Raw genomic sequence first — 17,003 nt, forward strand, 5'->3', positions numbered from 1 at the left:
GAGCAGCAAATCCAACAAGAACCGCTTTAGAAGATGCTTTAGCAAGTATCGAAAATGGAGCAAGAGGTTTAGCTTTTTCTTCTGGATTAGCAGCAACCGATTGTTTGTTACGCATGTTCAAAGCAGGTGACGAAATCATCGCAATGGACGATTTATACGGCGGAACTTATAGATTGTTTACAAGATTATACAAAGATAGCGGTATTAAGTTTCATTTTGTGGACATGAATGATTTGGAGAAATTCCAATCGTTAATTAATGAAAACACGAAATTGGTTTGGGTAGAAACACCAACAAATCCTTTAATGAAATTAGCGGATATTGCTGCGATTGCTCAAATCACAAAAAAGCACAATATTTTATTTGCTGTTGATAATACCTTCGCTACACCATATTTACAAAAACCATTAGATTTAGGTGCGGATATTGTAATGCATTCGGCAACAAAATATTTAGGAGGTCATTCCGATGTAATTGCAGGAGCTTTGATTATTAAAGATAAAGCATTAGGTGAAGAATTACATTTCAAACAATTCGCAACAGGGGCAACATTAGGACCAATGGATTCCTTCTTGGTTTTAAGAGGAATCAAAACGTTGCATTTACGTGTACAACGTCATTGTGAAAACGGTGAAAAAGTTGCGGAATATTTGAACAATCATCCTTTAGTGGAAAGAGTGTATTATCCAGGACTAGCTTCACATCCATTTCATGAAATTGCTAAAAAGCAAATGAGCGGTTTTGGAGGAATGGTAACCTTTACTTTCAAATCAGGTAAAAAAGAAGATGCGATCAAGTTCTTAGAAAACTTAAAAGTATTCACTTTAGCAGAATCGTTAGGTGGAGTGGAATCGTTAGCGAATCATCCAGCATTAATGACGCACGCTTCTATCCCAGAGGATAAGAGAAAAGAAGTAGGTATTTCAGATGACTTAGTTCGCTTGAGCGTAGGAATTGAGGATATCGAAGATTTATTAGTAGATTTAGAACAAGCTTTTAAATAATAAAAACAATAAAAAAATAAAAAACCGATTCAATTTTTGAATCGGTTTTTTTTAATGTTGTAGTATTTATTAATCTAAATAATAAATGTATCCGAAATGAAACCATAAGTTCCAATCGTTAGCTTTGTTTTCAGTATACACTTTTGGGTCTGGATTTAAACCATCAACCCAGTCAGAAAAATAGTATTGCCATCTAAGTTCAACAAATAAATCTGAAAGTTCAGTTAATTTATATCGTGTACCAACACTTGAAACCACAGACCACGTACTTCCACCTTCAGAAGAAGTTGCGCCATAGTATTTTACAGGTGTTGATATTGGGGTTTCAAGAGGCCCTAGTTCAGAGTAAGTTCCGTTTTGAAAAAAAGAATAATGAGCTCCGAGTCCTATGAATGGGGCCCAAGATCCATTTGAAGCTGTAAATTCTCTAATACTTAGTGGGTAATATTCTAGTTGCATACCAACATCAGTAACTTTAGCCTCACCTTTCATGGCTCTTAATTGAGCTGCTATGATAGAATTTCTTTCAACCCATTTTCCAAAGTGTTGTAATTGAGTACTGTTGTATGATAATTCAGAACGAACCTTAAAGTGGTCATTAAAATATGTTTCAGGCGTGTAACAATTACATTCTGCACGATAGGCAAAATTCATGTAGTGGACTAAACCTACACCAAAACCAGTATTTCCAGCGTTAGTTTCAAAATCATGTCTTACACCAAAATCGGATTGCATAGCCACGCCGCCAATAAATGCACCAACTTCGTGGGAGAAACCAAATTGCGCCATCATTGGAAAATTAACTCCTAAAAGCATTATTAGTAGGGTTTTAATTTTTTTAGTCATTGGTAAAAAATTTCCATTATCGGACAAATATATAAAAACAAACTGCACTTCGAAAAAAAAGAATGTTTTTTCTTTCTAGTAAAGCTTTTAGTTAAAAAAGCGAATTATCATAATCATAATTTTATATTAAAAATTCACTAAGTAATTTTTAAAATGTATATTTGTCGACTTAAATTTTGCGAATTTCATAATTTAAGAAAAAGTCTTAATTTAATAGATATGTTTATCTAAAGTTTTATAGTATAATGGAACAAAAAATCAATGATTTTATGGCGCTTGTTGAGGCCAAAAATCCAAACGAACCAGAATTTTTACAAGCAGTTAGAGAATTTGCAGAAACTGTAATGCCTTTTATTGCAAATGACAAAAAGTATGATGGCAAAAATGTACTTTTAAGAATGGCTGAGCCAGAGCGTTCAGTGATTTTTAGAGTGCCTTGGGTTGATGATAAAGGTGAAATTCAAGTTAATAGAGGTTTTCGTATTCAAATGAATTCTGCTATTGGACCTTATAAAGGTGGAATTCGTTTTCATCCTACGGTAAATTTATCGGTACTTAAATTTTTAGCTTTTGAACAAGTTTTCAAGAATAGTTTAACAACGCTTCCAATGGGTGGAGGTAAAGGGGGTTCAGATTTTGACCCACAAGGAAAATCAGATGCTGAAATTATGCGTTTTTGCCAATCATTTATGACAGAATTATGTCGTCATATTGGACCTGATTTAGACGTTCCTGCTGGTGATATTGGTGTTGGAGCAAGAGAAATTGGATACATGTTTGGTCAATACAAAAGAATTAGAAATGAATTTACTGGGGTTTTAACTGGAAAAGGTTTAGCTTACGGAGGATCATTAATTCGACCAGAAGCAACAGGTTATGGAGTTGTTTATTTCACACAACAAATGTTGAAAACTAGAGGAGAATCTATTGAAGGAAAAACAGTTGCCATCTCAGGTTTTGGAAATGTAGCATGGGGTGTGGCGTTAAAGGTAAATGAATTAGGAGGTAAATTGTTAACAATTTCTGGTCCTGATGGTTACATATATGATGCTGATGGAATTTCTGGAGAGAAAATCGATTTCATGTTAGAAATGAGAGCAAGTGGTGATAACAGAGCTGAGGCTTATGCAGAAAAATTTCCTTCAGCTGTTTTTCACAAAGGAAAAAGTCCATGGGAAGCTAAAGTAGATGTTGCAATTCCTTGTGCTACACAAAATGAATTAAACGAAGAAGATGCTAAAAAATTAATTGCTAATGGAGTAATGTGTGTTACTGAAGCGGCTAATATGCCTTGTACTTTAGAAGCTATCAAACAATTCTTAGATGCAAAAGTGTTGTTTGCTCCCGGAAAAGCAGCAAATGCTGGTGGGGTTGCAGCTTCTGGTTTAGAGATGACACAAAACTCTATTCGTTTAAATTGGACTAGTGAAGAAGTAGATGCTCGTTTAAAAGACATCATGACAGGAATTCATGGTCAGTGTAAAAAATATGGTACTGAAGCAGATGGTTATGTGAACTATGTCAAAGGAGCCAATATTGCTGGTTTCGTTAAAGTAGCAGATGCTATGTTAGCTCAAGGAGTAGTTTAAAAATATTTTTTAAAATATAAAAAGCTCTTTTAGGAAACTAAAAGAGCTTTTTTCTTTTCAAATTTATATTAAAATTAAAATTAATTACGTTTGTAGTATATTTGTATTAAATACTTGCAATGAAAAAAGCTATTGTTTTATTCTTTATTTCTCAATTATTTTTTGCGCAACAAAATAATCAGTTGTGGAAAGGTTATTTTTCCTATAATGAAATAGTTGATGTTGAGGCGGCTTCAAATTCGGTGTTTGCAGCAACTCAAAATGCAGTTTTCTCAAAAGCAACTACATCTAGCGATTTAAAAATTTTTAATTCAATTAATGGTTTTAAGCCTGAATCTATCACTACAATTCATCATTCACAATCTACCAACAAAACTTTTGCTGGAAACACAAATGGACTACTATTAGTAATTAATTCAGATGGTTCAATTTCTTCCAAAGTTGATATAATAAATGAAGTTCCAGTACCTTCAAACAAGAAAAAAATCAATGATTTTTATGAACATGATGGTAAATTATATGTTGCAACAGATTATGGAATTTCAGTAATGGATATCGCAACATCAGAATTTATTATCACCTATTTTGTAGGAACAGCAGGAGAAGAAACAGAAGTTTTACAAACCACCGTATTAAATAATCAAATATATGCTGTTACCCGTAGTTTTGGAATTAGAAAAGGTGATTTGTCAAATCCAAATTTATATGATTTTAGTCAATGGCAAACTTTTGATACTGGCTTTTGGTTAGGAATTGTAACTTTTAACAATGAATTAGTGGCCATGAATACTGATTCAAAAACGTATCGTTACAATGGAACATCCTTTCAACAAGTTTTAAATCAAAATCAGGCCGGACTTAAAATTAAAACTAACGGGACAGAAATAATTGTAACTACACAAAATCATGTATTTGTTTTAAATCAATCATACACTGTTTTAGTTGATATTACACAAATTCCAGACTACAATGCTATTTTTAAAGCAGCAACAGTAGTAAGTGGAATAGTTTATATTGGTACAGAAAAAGACGGTCTGTTTTCAACCTCTCTAGCAAATCCAACTGTTTTTCAGTCAATGTCACCCAATGGTCCCGTACGAAATTATATTTTCAGAGTAAAAAAAGCGCCTAATTACCTATGGGCGGTTTATGGTGATTATTCACGAGATTATAATCCTTACGGTTTAGATGAATTTGGGATTAGTAAATTTTCAAATGATACTGGTTGGGAATTAATCCCTTATGAGGATTTATTTCAAGCTAAGTCTATAAGCGATATTGTAATTAATCCAAACAATCCAAATCAAATATTTGCAACTTCCTATTTTTCAGGGTTATTGAAAATAGAAAATGAAAACATAGAACTTTTTAACAATACAAATACAGGGCCTAATGGTTTAGAATCATTAGTTGTGCCAGGAAGTCCAAGTTATGTTGATATTCGTATAAACAGTCCAGCCTTTGATAAAGACGGAAATCTCTGGTTAACAAATGCATTTGTTGAAAAGGCTATAAAGGTATTAGGTTCAAGTGGTCAATGGCAATCCTATAGTTTAGCTGATGTTGCTCCTACAGCTTCAACGGGTAGGTATGGGCCAATGGCTATAGATAAAAATAGAACTAAATGGATTCCTTCATTAAATGATGGATTAATTGCCTTTAATGAAAATTACAACAATAAATTTATTGTAATTAATTCTACAAATGGAAACTTAGCGGATAATGATGTGCGTTGTGTAGCAGTAGATAATAGAAACCAATTGTGGATTGGAACTTTTGCAGGATTAAGAGTTGTTTCTGTAGATCGTTTTATTTCTGAAACAGAATTAAACGTTAATTCTATTATCATTCAGGAAGGTGATTTAGCTCAAGAGTTGTTTTATCAACAAACGATTTTAGATATTGCTGTTGATGGTGCTAACAGAAAATGGGTTTCCATTGCCGATGGAGGGGTTTTCTTAGTGTCTTCTGATGGACAAGAAACCATTTATCGATTTACCAAAAACAATTCGCCTTTACCAAGTGATAATATCAACGATATAGAAATCGATGGTGTTTCAGGTGAAGTGTTTTTTGCAACAGATAAAGGAATGGTTTCTTTCTTAGGAACTTCTACCAAACCAAATGATAGTTTAAGTGATGTTTTTGTATATCCAAATCCAGTGCGACCAAATTTCATAGGGACTTTAAAAATCAGTGGATTAACCGATAAGGCAAATGTTAAAATCACCGATATTGAAGGAAATTTAGTCTATGAGACTACAGCTGCTGGAGGGACTATTGAATGGGATACTAAAGCCTTTGGAAAGCACAAAGTAGCATCTGGCGTTTATATGATTTTTGTGGCTTCTGAAGACGCTACAGATTCGACAGTGAAAAAAGTAATGATTATTAGATAAAGTGTTTTGAAGAAAGTTCTAATCATTGGAGGAGGTCCAGCAGGCTTAACAGCAGCTTATGAATTCCTAAAACATACAGATATTCAACCTGTTGTGGTTGAAGCAACCGATTTATGGGGTGGAATTTCAAGAACTGAAAATCACAATGGCAATCGAATTGATATTGGAGGACATCGCTTTTTTTCAAAATCAGATGTAGTGATGCAATGGTGGCAAGAAATTTTACCTATTTATTCAGAAACTAATGAAATAGAAATTTCATATCAAAATCAGCACTCCACCATTCAAGTTAACCTAATAAACAATGATTCAGAAGCTGTATTCTTAGTTAGAAAAAGACTTTCAAGAATCTTTTACCAAAAGAAATTCTTCGATTATCCTATAAAATTAAGCTTTAAAACGATTTCAAAATTAGGATATTTAAATACGGTTTTAATACTTTTTAGCTATCTAAAAAGTGTAATCTTTCCAATAAAAAATGAAAAATCATTAGAAGATTTTTTTATTAACCGATTTGGTGTTCGTTTGTATCAAACTTTTTTTAAAGACTACACTGAAAAAGTTTGGGGTGTTTCTTGTGCAGAAATTAGTTCAGAATGGGGTGCACAACGAATAAAAGGACTTTCAATAACCAAAACCATTTTTGATATTCTCCAAAAGCCCTTCAGAAAAAAAGATATTAACCAAAAAAACACCGAAACATCATTAATTGAATATTTTTTATATCCCAAATACGGACCTGGACAATTATGGACTAAAGTAGCAGAAGTTGTGGAAAAAAAAGGAGGAATTCTCCTTAAAAACACTAAAGTTGTTCAACTCAACGGAACAAAAGAATTGACGTTTGCTTTGGTAGAAACAGGAAAAGAAAAAGCACAATCTACCATTGCATTTGATTACTGCATTTCTACAATGCCTATAAAAGATTTATTCAATGCTTTCTCTTTTGCTATTCCACTAGATATTAAAAAGATTTCAGATAATTTAGTTTATCGCGATTTTATAACTGTTGGTATATTATTAGACAAAACAAAAATTGAACTAAACGATAATTGGATTTATATTCAAGAAAGCTATGTAAAAGTTGGGAGAATTCAAGTGTTCAATAATTGGAGTCCGTTTTTAGTTTCCAATACAGAAACCATTTGGTTAGGGTTGGAATATTTTTGCAATGAAAACGACTCGCTTTGGCAATTAAACGAAGAAGAATTAATTGTATTAGCAGGTCAAGAATTAATACAGCTAGGTTTTATAGATTCTAATAAAAATGTTTTGGATGCAAAAGTTATTAAAGTTCCTAAAACCTATCCTGCTTATTTTGGAGCGTATAACGAATTTTATAAAATTAGAAATTTTGTAGATGCAATTCCAAATTTGTTTTTAGTAGGAAGAAATGGAATGCATAAATACAACAACCAAGATCATTCTATGTTAACAGCAATGCAAGCTGTTCAAAACATAAAAAATGGTATTGTATCTAAAGAAAACATTTGGTCTATTAATACCGAAGAAGAATATCATGAAGAGAAAAAATAAGAATTTCTCGAAGCGTATTTTTGTGTTTATCATATTTTATATTGTTCTACTATTATTACGAATATGGAATGGTAACTTCAATCTTGTAGATTCTGAAGAATATATTGAGGTTGCAAAGTTGATTATTCAAGGCGATTATATTAATACTCAAGACCCAATAATTAGTAGAAGACCTTTTGTTTATCCATTATTTTTATCCTTGACTTTTACATTTAATCCTTTTGTAATTGTATTTTTTCAAGCAATACTTTTATTTTTAAGCTTCCTTTTCTTTTATAAAATATTAGCTTTTTACAAAATCAAGAATGAGAATTTGTTATTGATTATAGTTTTATTAACTCCCTCGATTTTTATATATTCACAATTAGTAATGTCTGAAATACTTATTCTTTTTCTGATTACTTTACTTTTTTATTTGTATACCGTTCACTTTCATTGGAAAAACATTAAGTATGCACAGCTAATATTAACAATATTGGCATTCACAAAACCCGTATTTTATCCCTTTGTGTTTATAAATTTAGCACTAATGTTGATTTATTTTTTCAAAGTAAAACGTTTCAATTTTTGGGTTTTATTGCCTGTTTTTTCGGTTCTTTTGTATATTAACTACAATCAAAATAAATTTGGTTACAAACACTTTTCCTCAATGGAAAATCAAAATCTCATTTATTACAATTTATATTATTTTAAAGCAAAAAACGAATCAATAGAAATTGCTGATCAATGGATTTCAAATATAAATACTTCATTAACAGACAAAAATCAAAAAGAAACCAACGATTTTCTTAAGTTAGTTGCTTATAATGAGATAAAAGCCAATTTCATTCCGTATACTTTTTATCACATTTCAACAGGAATTCGAGGTGTTTTTGACCCAGGAAGATTTGATTTAATGACATTTATTGCAAAAGAAGATGGTAGACAAGGTTTTCTTGAAATACTGAATGGAAACAAACCTTTTTCTTCTTTGTTTTCCAAAAAATCATTACTACTTGTCTATTTTTTATTAGTTCCAATTTTTCTCGTACTGCTTTTTAAATGGTTTCATTTTTTTAAATTCTATTCAACTAAAAAAAGAAGTTTCTCCGAATATTTTTTCTTTGTTTTTATTGGCTATTATGTTCTGATAAATGGTCCAGTAAATTGTTCCCGATACATGATGCCTTTCCAGTTTGTTCTAATTACTTTTGTATTAGTTTCTGTTAACGAAAATAAACTGAAAAATGCTAGTCAAAACTAAAGCTATCGTTCTTTCTTCCCTAAAATATCAAGAAAAAAGCTTGATTGTAAAGTGTTTAACACAATCCGATGGTTTAAAAAGTTATTTTGTACAAAGCGCTTATTCTAACAAAAAAGCGAATCAAAAAATTGCGTATTTTCAACCGTTAACAATTATTGAAATCGAAGCGAATCATAAAAATAAAGGCACACTCGAACATTTTAAAGAAATAAAATTAGCACATAGTTTTCATTCGATTAATACCGATATTGTCAAAAGCACCATCGTAATTTTTCTATCCGAAATTTTACATCATAGCATTCATGAAGAAGAGAAAAATGAAAATTTATTTTCCTTTTTAGAAACCGCATTACTTTGGTTGGATGCCCATGAAGAAGCCACGAATTTTCATCTAATTTTGATGATGGAAATGACCAAATTTTTAGGTTTTTATCCCGATGTTTCCGAAATAGATTTCGATTTTTTCGACGTAAAAGAAGGTTTTTTTACTCCATTTCAATCGGTAAATACACTTTCAGCACATGAAACGCAATTGCTCAAACGATTAATCGAACTAAAATTTGATTCCAATCAAAAAACTTTTGCTGGGATAGAACGTCAAATTCTATTGAAAATCCTCTTAGATTTCTATATGTTACATCTCGAAGGCTTCAAAAAACCAAAATCGTTAGAAGTTTTAAAAGAAGTTTTTTCCTAATTCTTAACTTTTGCCTTTTACCTTTTGCCTTTTACCTTTAAATCATTACTTTCGCAAATTGATTTAAGAAAGCGACAAAATGAGTACAAAATTTACTGAATACAAAGGACTTGACTTGCCAACAGTAGCATCAGAAGTTCTTGATTTTTGGAAAAAAAACAACATCTTTGAACAATCGGTAACTTCTCGTGAAGGAGCTACACCTTACGTGTTTTTTGAAGGACCACCATCTGCAAACGGTTTACCTGGAATTCACCACGTAATGGCGCGTGCGATTAAAGATATTTTTTGTCGTTACAAAACTCAAAAAGGCTACCAAGTTAAGCGAAAAGCAGGTTGGGATACGCATGGATTACCAGTAGAATTAGGTACCGAAAAAGAATTAGGTATCACTAAAGAAGACATCGGAAAAACGATTTCGGTTACCGAATACAACGAAGCGTGTAAAAGAACCGTTATGCGCTACACGGATGTTTGGAACGACCTTACCGAAAAAATGGGATATTGGGTTGATATGGAAGATCCGTATGTGACGTACAAATCCAAATATATGGAAACCGTTTGGTGGTTGTTGAAACAAATTTACAACAAAGATTTACTATACAAAGGCTACACAATACAGCCATATTCTCCAAAAGCGGGAACAGGTTTGTCTTCGCACGAAGTAAATCAGCCAGGTTCATATCGTGATGTTACGGATACTACGATTGTAGCGCAATTCAAAGCAAAAGACGAAACGTTACCAAGTTTCTTGCAAGGTTTTGGAACGGTTCATTTCTTAGCTTGGACGACAACTCCTTGGACATTGCCATCAAATACGGCATTAACTGTTGGACCAAAAATCGATTATGTTTTAGTAAAAACGTTCAATCAATATACTTTTGAAGCGGTAAATGTGGTTTTAGCTAAGAATTTAGTTGGAAAACAATTCGGAGGAAAATATTTTGTAGCAGAATCAGATGCTGATTTTACGAGTTATAAATCAGAAGATAAAAAGATTCCATACCAAATTTTAGCCGAAGCAAAAGGCGCTGATTTAGTAGGAATTCGTTACGAGCAATTATTGCCATTTACATTACCATACCAAAATCCAGAAAATGCATTCCGTGTAATTTCTGGTGATTTCGTAACTACAGAAGATGGAACTGGAATTGTTCACACAGCGCCAACATTCGGTGCAGATGATGCTAAAGTAGCAAAAGAAGCTACGCCTGAAGTACCGCCAATGTTGGTATTAGACGAAAACGGAAATCCAGTGCCTTTAGTAGATTTACAAGGTAAGTTTGTAGCTCAAATGGGGGATTTCGCTGGAAAATATGTAAAGAACGAATATTACAATGATGGTGAAGCTCCTGAAAAATCAGTAGATGTTGAAATCGCAATTCGTTTAAAAGAAGAAAACAAAGCCTTTAAGGTTGAAAAATACGTTCACAGTTACCCACATTGTTGGAGAACGGACAAACCAATTTTATACTATCCATTAGATTCTTGGTTCATCAAAGTAACCGAAATTAAAGATAGAATGTTCGACTTAAACGAAACCATCAACTGGAAACCAAAAGCTACAGGAGAAGGTCGTTTCGGAAATTGGTTGAAAAATGCAAACGATTGGAACTTATCGCGTTCAAGATATTGGGGAATTCCTTTGCCAATTTGGAGAAGTGAAGACGGAACTGAAGAAATGTTAGTGGGTTCAGTTGAAGAATTGTACAACGAAATCGAGAAATCCATCGCAGCAGGTTTCCAATCTGAAAATCCATACAAAGGATTCAAAATTGGCGACATGAGCGAAGCTAACTACGATTTAGTGGATTTACACAAAAATGTAGTAGACGGAATTGTTTTAGTTTCTCCAACAGGAAAACCAATGAAACGTGAAACGGATTTAATTGATGTTTGGTTCGATTCAGGAGCGATGCCTTATGCACAATGGCATTATCCATTTGAAAATAAAGAGTTAATCGACGAAAATAAAGCGTTTCCAGCTGATTTCATCGCTGAAGGAGTTGACCAAACTCGTGGTTGGTTTTACACATTACATGCGATTGGAACATTAGTTTTTGATAAAATCGCCTACAAAAACGTAGTTTCAAACGGATTAGTTCTAGACAAAAACGGACAAAAAATGTCGAAACGTTTAGGAAATGCTGTTGATCCATTCACCACTTTGGCTGAATATGGTCCAGATGCTACACGTTGGTACATGATTTCCAATGCAAATCCTTGGGACAACTTAAAATTTGATATAGAAGGTGTTGCTGAGGTAAGAAGAAAATTCTTTGGAACCCTTTATAATACGTATTCGTTTTTTGCTTTATATGCGAATATCGATGGTTTTAAATACGATGAAGCAGAAGTTCCATTAAACGAAAGACCAGAAATTGATCGTTGGATTTTATCGGAATTACATACTTTAATTCAATTGGTAGATGAAGCGTACGCGGATTACGAACCAACAAAAGCCGCTCGTGCTATTTCCGATTTCGTTCAAGAAAACTTGAGTAACTGGTACGTTCGTTTGTGTAGAAGAAGATTCTGGAAAGGCGATTATGCACAGGATAAAATCGCAGCGTATCAAACGCTTTATACTTGTTTGGTAACGGTTGCGAAGCTTTCGGCTCCAATTGCACCGTTCTTTATGGACAAACTTTACCGAGATTTAACACAAGCTACAGGTTCTGAGTCGTTTGAAAGCGTACATTTGGCCGAGTTTCCAAAAATGGTTGAAAACTTTGTTGATAAATCGTTAGAGAGCAAAATGATGAAAGCGCAAACGGTTTCTTCATTAGTTTTATCACTTCGTAAGAAGGAAATGATTAAAGTGCGTCAACCGTTGCAAAGGGTTATGATTCCTGTACTTGATGATAATCAGCGTGCAGAAATTGAGGCGGTTTCTGATTTAATTAAAGCGGAGGTAAATGTGAAAGAAGTAGAGTTGTTGGATGATGCTTCTGGAGTTTTAGTGAAGCAAATTAAACCTAATTTTAAAACATTAGGTCCTCGTTTTGGCAAAGATATGGGATTGATTTCCAAAGAGATACAAAATTTTGGACAAGAGCAAATTGCTAAATTAGAGCGTGATGGCGAATTAGTTATGGATATTGCAGGAAAAAGTATAACTTTATCACAAGATGATGTTGAAATTTCATCGCAAGATATCCCAGGTTGGTTAGTAGCCAATTCAAACGGAATTACAGTAGCGTTAGATATTACCATTTCCGATGAATTAAGAAAAGAAGGGATTGCGAGAGAATTAATCAATAGAATTCAAAATATCAGAAAAGATTCTGGTTTTGAAGTAACAGATAAGATTACGGTTAAAATGGAGAAAAATTCGCAAGTTGAGGAAGCCGTTTTAGCTAATGAATCGTATATTAAGTCAGAAACATTAACTGAAAACTTAATTTTTGTTGAAAACCTTGAAAATGGTACAGAAATTGAGTTTGATGATATTAAAACAAGTATATTAATTTCAAAATAAAAGCCAAAAGCTTTTAATCGACGTATAACTATAAAAAATATTGAAATTATGGTAGAGGAGCAAATTAGATATTCAGACGCCGATTTAGCGGAATTCAAAGCGTTAATTCAAGCTAAATTAGAAAAAGCTAAAAACGATTTAGAGCTTATTAAAAGTGCTTATATGAATGACTTAAATAACGGAACTGATGATACATCACCAACGTTTAAAGCATTTGAAGAAGGCAGCGAAACTATGAGCAAAGAAGCTAATTCGCAGTTAGCTATTCGTCAAGAAAAATTCATTAGAGATTTAAAAAATGCCTTAATTCGTATCGAGAACAAAACCTATGGTATTTGTAAGGTTACAGGCAAATTAATTAATAAAGAAAGATTAAAAATCGTTCCTCATGCAACTATGAGTATCGAAGCAAAAAACTTGCAACGTTAATCTTTTTACAAAATTATACTAACGCTCCGTTTGGGGCGTTTTTTATTTGATAAATTCCACTATTTTTGCAAAAAATTTGAACATGTCGTTAAAGAAAGCCTATTTATTAATCATTGCTATTTTATTAATTGATCAGATTTCAAAAATCTATATCAAAACACATTTTTTTATTGGAGAATCCATAAAAGTAATGGGTTTAGATTGGTTTCAAATTCATTTTATAGAGAATGAAGGCATGGCTTGGGGAGCAGAAATTCCAGGTGAACATGGGAAATTAATCTTAACCTTATTCCGAATTGTAGCTGTAGGTGGAATCGCCTGGTGGTTATGGGATTCGGTTAAAAAGAAAGCTTCAAATTATTTAATTGTAGCCATTGCTTTGATTTTTACAGGCGCTTTAGGAAATATTATCGATTCTGTTTTTTACGGAGTTATTTTTAACGATAGTTATCATCAAGTTGCAACCGCTTTTTCAGACCAACCTTATGGGACTTGGTTCCATGGAGAAGTAGTAGATATGTTCTATTTTCCAATGTGGGAAGGTAATTTACCTTCTTGGTTGCCAATTTGGGGCGGCAAACACTTCACTTTCTTCAATGCCATTTTCAATGTAGCCGATGTGGCGATTTCAACAGGTGTTGGGATTTTGATTGTATTTAACAAAAGAGCTTTTGCTCATGCGGATAAGAAGGAAGTTTCGGCTGAAGAGTAATCTCAATATGAAAAACCCGATTTTTTATTGATATATATATAAAAGGAACATTTTTTGGCTTTTTTTATTATTTCTTTTTTTGCCCAGGAGCATAAGGTTTTGCACTCTTAGATCCTGTAACTTTTTTCATTTGTCCCGGAGGTAAAGGTTTCGATTTTTTATGACCATGTCCGTGATGTACATGACAACTATCTAAACCAATTAAAACCAGTAATGAAAATAGTCCTAAGACAAATTTGTTTAAAATGTGCTTTTTCATATCTTTTGAGGTAAAATTTAAGCCAATATAGTTCTAAAAATTAAAACTCAAAAATTTGTGAGTCAGTAACACAAAAATCCAATTTCACATCACTTTCGGAAACATCCTCAATTTTTTCTTCAGGAGGAAAGAACGACAATCCAATTTTAATCGTTTCGGGTTTGCATTTGCTTAGAAAGTTATCGTAGAAACCTTTTCCGTAACCCACGCGATTTCCTTGCTTATCGTAAGCTAAAAGCGGTACAAAAACCACATCAATTTTATCATCAGGTACTTCTAAACCATCAACTGGTTCTGGAACGTTGTAACTGTTCTTTTTGATTTTGGTATTATCCGTTAATAAAAAATGCGTCATTCCTAAAGTGGCAAATTCGCACTTCGAAATGACGATTTCTTTATCTTTTCCCGCTAAAATTTGAAGAATATATTCGGTATTGATTTCTTTTTGCTCTTCAATCGTTAAAAACAAATGATAATACAATTTGTCCCAAATGTCCATGCGCAACAATTGGTTCGCAATCGCCAAACTTTTGTCTTCGATTTCTTCTTGAGTTAACTTTTGCCTTTCAGCTTTTGCCTTTTGCCTTAACGATTTCTTATCCATTTAGAGACGCTTTCAATTCGTCTATAAATTTAGTCAAATGTTCTACTTCTACGTGGTCCATTAACACAATTTTGTACCATTTGTTATTTTCGTTGTGTTGTTGTGGCACCAAATCATACTTTTCAGCAATTTTTTCTGGAATAGATTCCGAATGAATCGTTACGATATTCATAAACGGTTCACGGAAATATTGGATATTTAGTTTATCTAATTCGTGACATAAAAATTGGGTACGCATTTGTAAAATACTTACTTTTTCAAACCAGCCATAAGCGCCGTAAGTAAATAAAATCATCCAAACCGCCACCGCATTTGCACCAGAACGACTTCCGCAAAGGGTTAAATCCATTCCTTCTACGTATTCTGCTTCTTTGGTTAATACGTTTTCGATTAAACCTTTTCGGCAAACAAAAACACCTGTTCCATAAGGAGCTTGCAACATTTTGTGCGCATCAATGGTAATCGAACTAATTTTCGGATTACTAAAGTTAATTTTTGAATTTTGATTACTAAACGGATACACAAATCCGCCATAAGCGCCATCAATATGCAAACGATACGTCGCATTATTTTTTTCCAATGCAGAAGTATACACATCCGGATTATCCACAGAACCAAACATTGTAGTCGCCATATTGGAAACGGCAATGAAGTATTTTTTTCCTTTATTTTTAGCTTCCGAAATGATATTGTCTAAAGCAATCGGATCAATTTCACGGTTTTCAAACCCTACCGGAATTTTCAACCAATCGATTTGCAATAAATTAGAAGCTTTTGGAATGGAATAATGTGTGTCTTCCGAAGCTAAAATGGCGATTTCGTCTAATTTTGCATCGAATTTATGCATGAATTCATTTCTAAAAACCCAAATTGCTTGAATATTCGCTTCCGTTCCACCAGGAGCGATGTAACCGTCAAATTCGTTTTCTTTGGCTTTAAAAATATCAACCGCAATGACGTTTAAAACTTCACGCTCAATTTCTTGTGTGCCATAAAATGCTTTTTCCGAAGTGCCAAAAGTGTGGCAACCAATGTTATTTGGATTGGCTACATACGTTTGAAGTGTTGGTGCATCTTTTAAAAAAGGCGCATCATCATAAAAAACGCGATTATCTAATTTAGACGCTGGATATCCTAATGAAGCGTCTTTTGAGAAATTTACATTATCGTGTAAAGCCTTTTCAATACGGGCTTTTCTTTCTTCTTGTGTTAATTTTTTCCAGAAGTTCATACCTAAAAATTTTTGGCGAATTTACAGTGGATATACCAATAAAAATATGATAATTGTTAGCTTTCCAATTCTAACTGGGTTGAGATATGAAAAATAGCATCGCCTTGGTAAATAATCGGAGCGTTATTTACATTGATGATATAACCTTCATGTGATGCTTTTACTTTATGTTCGATTTTTCCATATGGATCAGAAATAGTAGCTAATAATTCGCCTTTTTTGACAAAACTTCCAATTGTTGTTAAACCATGAAACATACCGGAATATTTCGCTCTTATCCAACTCGATTTTTCAATATAAATGGTTTTATTTTGAGGATTAGTTACTTTCTTTCTCGGATTTAGCATTTCTAAATGGTTTAGAAATCGTTTAGTTCCTTCTACCGCTTCTTCGGTAACTTGAAGATTTAAATCCAATGATTTTCCACCTTCAAAAAGTAACATTTTAACGCCTAATTTATCACAAGAATTTCGAAACGAACCCGAAATATTCTTCGAATACAACGTAAAAGGCGCATTGAAAACATCCGAAAGTTCTTTGAGTTCTGGATTTTCAGGTACAATTCTAATTTGTGGAGCATTAAATCGGCTCGCGCCACCGGCATGAAAATCAATCGCATAATCCACGTGCGGAATAATATCTTTCAAAATATAATACGCAAAACGACTCGCTAACGAGCCTGTTTTACTACCAGGAAAAACCCGATTCAAATCGCGACCATCCGGAAATTCACGCGTTTGATTGACAAATCCGAAAATATTAATAATTGGGATGCAAATAATTGTGCCACGTTTTGGTTTGTTGATTTTTTGAATAATTAACTGACGCACAATTTCAGTTCCGTTGATTTCATCGCCATGCAAACAAGCCGTGAATAAAACCGTTGGACCATCAAGTTTTGAACGTTCCACAATTATTGGAATTTTCAATTTGTTCATGGTGTGCAACTTGGCAATTTCCATGTTAATGGTTT

The 17,003-nt window shown here is 33.1% G+C and carries 14 protein-coding genes; 9 read left to right on the top strand and 5 right to left on the bottom strand.

Annotated elements, in window-relative coordinates; genetic code table 11:
* Positions 1-1,004, top strand: a 1,004-nt coding sequence (locus tag Q0075_RS08070; RefSeq protein WP_297869070.1) for a PLP-dependent aspartate aminotransferase family protein, incomplete at its 5' end; no start/stop codon positions are given.
* Between the two features lie 69 nt (positions 1,005-1,073).
* Here the strand turns inward: Q0075_RS08070 and Q0075_RS08075 are convergent.
* Positions 1,074-1,850, bottom strand: a complete 777-nt coding sequence (locus Q0075_RS08075) for a glutamate dehydrogenase (protein WP_297869071.1) — start codon at positions 1,848-1,850, stop codon at positions 1,074-1,076.
* Positions 1,851-2,095: 245 nt separating this feature from the next.
* Here Q0075_RS08075 and gdhA point away from each other — a divergent pair, with 245 nt between their 5' ends.
* The 8 genes from gdhA (at position 2,096) to Q0075_RS08115 (ending at position 13,936) form a co-directional block, all read left to right on the top strand.
* Complete coding sequence (gene gdhA / locus Q0075_RS08080; protein WP_291108879.1) at positions 2,096-3,439, top strand: NADP-specific glutamate dehydrogenase; 1,344 nt, start codon at positions 2,096-2,098, stop codon at positions 3,437-3,439.
* A 119-nt stretch (positions 3,440-3,558) separates the two neighbouring features.
* Positions 3,559-5,838, top strand: a complete 2,280-nt coding sequence (locus Q0075_RS08085; RefSeq protein ID WP_297869072.1) for a two-component regulator propeller domain-containing protein — start codon at positions 3,559-3,561, stop codon at positions 5,836-5,838.
* 6 nt (positions 5,839-5,844) lie between these two features.
* The gene (locus Q0075_RS08090; protein ID WP_297869073.1) at positions 5,845-7,374 is read left to right on the top strand and encodes an NAD(P)/FAD-dependent oxidoreductase; all 1,530 of its coding nucleotides are present in this window, start codon (positions 5,845-5,847) and stop codon (positions 7,372-7,374) included.
* Between the two features lie 649 nt (positions 7,375-8,023).
* Entirely contained in the window at positions 8,024-8,617 is a 594-nt protein-coding gene (locus tag Q0075_RS08095) for a hypothetical protein (RefSeq protein ID WP_297869074.1), read from the top strand.
* The gene (gene recO, locus Q0075_RS08100; RefSeq protein WP_297869075.1) at positions 8,601-9,314 is read left to right on the top strand and encodes a DNA repair protein RecO; all 714 of its coding nucleotides are present in this window, start codon (positions 8,601-8,603) and stop codon (positions 9,312-9,314) included. The genes Q0075_RS08095 and recO overlap by 17 nt, the downstream gene beginning before the upstream one ends.
* A gap of 79 nt (positions 9,315-9,393) precedes the next feature.
* A complete protein-coding gene (gene ileS / locus Q0075_RS08105; protein WP_297869076.1) occupies positions 9,394-12,795 on the top strand; it encodes an isoleucine--tRNA ligase in 3,402 nt (1,133 codons plus the stop codon).
* Positions 12,796-12,843: 48 nt separating this feature from the next.
* The gene (locus Q0075_RS08110; protein WP_297869077.1) at positions 12,844-13,224 is read left to right on the top strand and encodes a TraR/DksA C4-type zinc finger protein; all 381 of its coding nucleotides are present in this window, start codon (positions 12,844-12,846) and stop codon (positions 13,222-13,224) included.
* 82 nt (positions 13,225-13,306) lie between these two features.
* The gene (locus Q0075_RS08115; protein ID WP_297869078.1) at positions 13,307-13,936 is read left to right on the top strand and encodes a lipoprotein signal peptidase; all 630 of its coding nucleotides are present in this window, start codon (positions 13,307-13,309) and stop codon (positions 13,934-13,936) included.
* Between the two features lie 67 nt (positions 13,937-14,003).
* On the opposite strand, the gene Q0075_RS08120 is transcribed toward Q0075_RS08115, so the two are convergent.
* The 4 genes from Q0075_RS08120 to Q0075_RS08135 form a co-directional block, all read right to left on the bottom strand.
* Positions 14,004-14,195 carry a hypothetical protein gene (locus Q0075_RS08120; protein WP_297869079.1) on the bottom strand — a complete coding sequence of 64 codons (192 nt, stop codon included), beginning with the start codon at positions 14,193-14,195 and terminating at the stop codon, positions 14,004-14,006.
* 40 nt (positions 14,196-14,235) lie between these two features.
* On the bottom strand, positions 14,236-14,799 hold the full coding sequence (locus tag Q0075_RS08125; RefSeq protein ID WP_297869080.1) for a 5-formyltetrahydrofolate cyclo-ligase: 564 nt from the start codon (positions 14,797-14,799) through the stop codon (positions 14,236-14,238).
* Positions 14,792-16,030 (bottom strand): pyridoxal-dependent decarboxylase, encoded by a 1,239-nt coding sequence (locus Q0075_RS08130; protein WP_297869081.1) that lies wholly within the window; start codon positions 16,028-16,030, stop codon positions 14,792-14,794. The genes Q0075_RS08125 and Q0075_RS08130 overlap by 8 nt, the downstream gene beginning before the upstream one ends.
* Positions 16,031-16,086: 56 nt before the next feature.
* On the bottom strand, positions 16,087-17,003 hold a 917-nt coding region (locus Q0075_RS08135; protein ID WP_297869082.1), incomplete at its 5' end, for a succinylglutamate desuccinylase/aspartoacylase family protein.

It is taken from the genome of uncultured Flavobacterium sp., assembly GCF_937967675.1.
In the GTDB taxonomy this organism is placed as follows: domain Bacteria; phylum Bacteroidota; class Bacteroidia; order Flavobacteriales; family Flavobacteriaceae; genus Flavobacterium.

Coding starts and splice junctions, on each gene's coding strand:
- Q0075_RS08075 (WP_297869071.1), bottom strand. CDS start 1,850: ATGACTAAAAAAATTAAAACCCTACTAATAATGCTTTTAGGAGTTAAT.
- gdhA (WP_291108879.1), top strand. CDS start 2,096: ATGGAACAAAAAATCAATGATTTTATGGCGCTTGTTGAGGCCAAAAAT.
- Q0075_RS08085 (WP_297869072.1), top strand. CDS start 3,559: ATGAAAAAAGCTATTGTTTTATTCTTTATTTCTCAATTATTTTTTGCG.
- Q0075_RS08095 (WP_297869074.1), top strand. CDS start 8,024: ATGGAAAATCAAAATCTCATTTATTACAATTTATATTATTTTAAAGCA.
- recO (WP_297869075.1), top strand. CDS start 8,601: ATGCTAGTCAAAACTAAAGCTATCGTTCTTTCTTCCCTAAAATATCAA.
- ileS (WP_297869076.1), top strand. CDS start 9,394: ATGAGTACAAAATTTACTGAATACAAAGGACTTGACTTGCCAACAGTA.
- Q0075_RS08110 (WP_297869077.1), top strand. CDS start 12,844: ATGGTAGAGGAGCAAATTAGATATTCAGACGCCGATTTAGCGGAATTC.
- Q0075_RS08115 (WP_297869078.1), top strand. CDS start 13,307: ATGTCGTTAAAGAAAGCCTATTTATTAATCATTGCTATTTTATTAATT.
- Q0075_RS08120 (WP_297869079.1), bottom strand. CDS start 14,195: ATGAAAAAGCACATTTTAAACAAATTTGTCTTAGGACTATTTTCATTA.
- Q0075_RS08125 (WP_297869080.1), bottom strand. CDS start 14,799: ATGGATAAGAAATCGTTAAGGCAAAAGGCAAAAGCTGAAAGGCAAAAG.
- Q0075_RS08130 (WP_297869081.1), bottom strand. CDS start 16,030: ATGAACTTCTGGAAAAAATTAACACAAGAAGAAAGAAAAGCCCGTATT.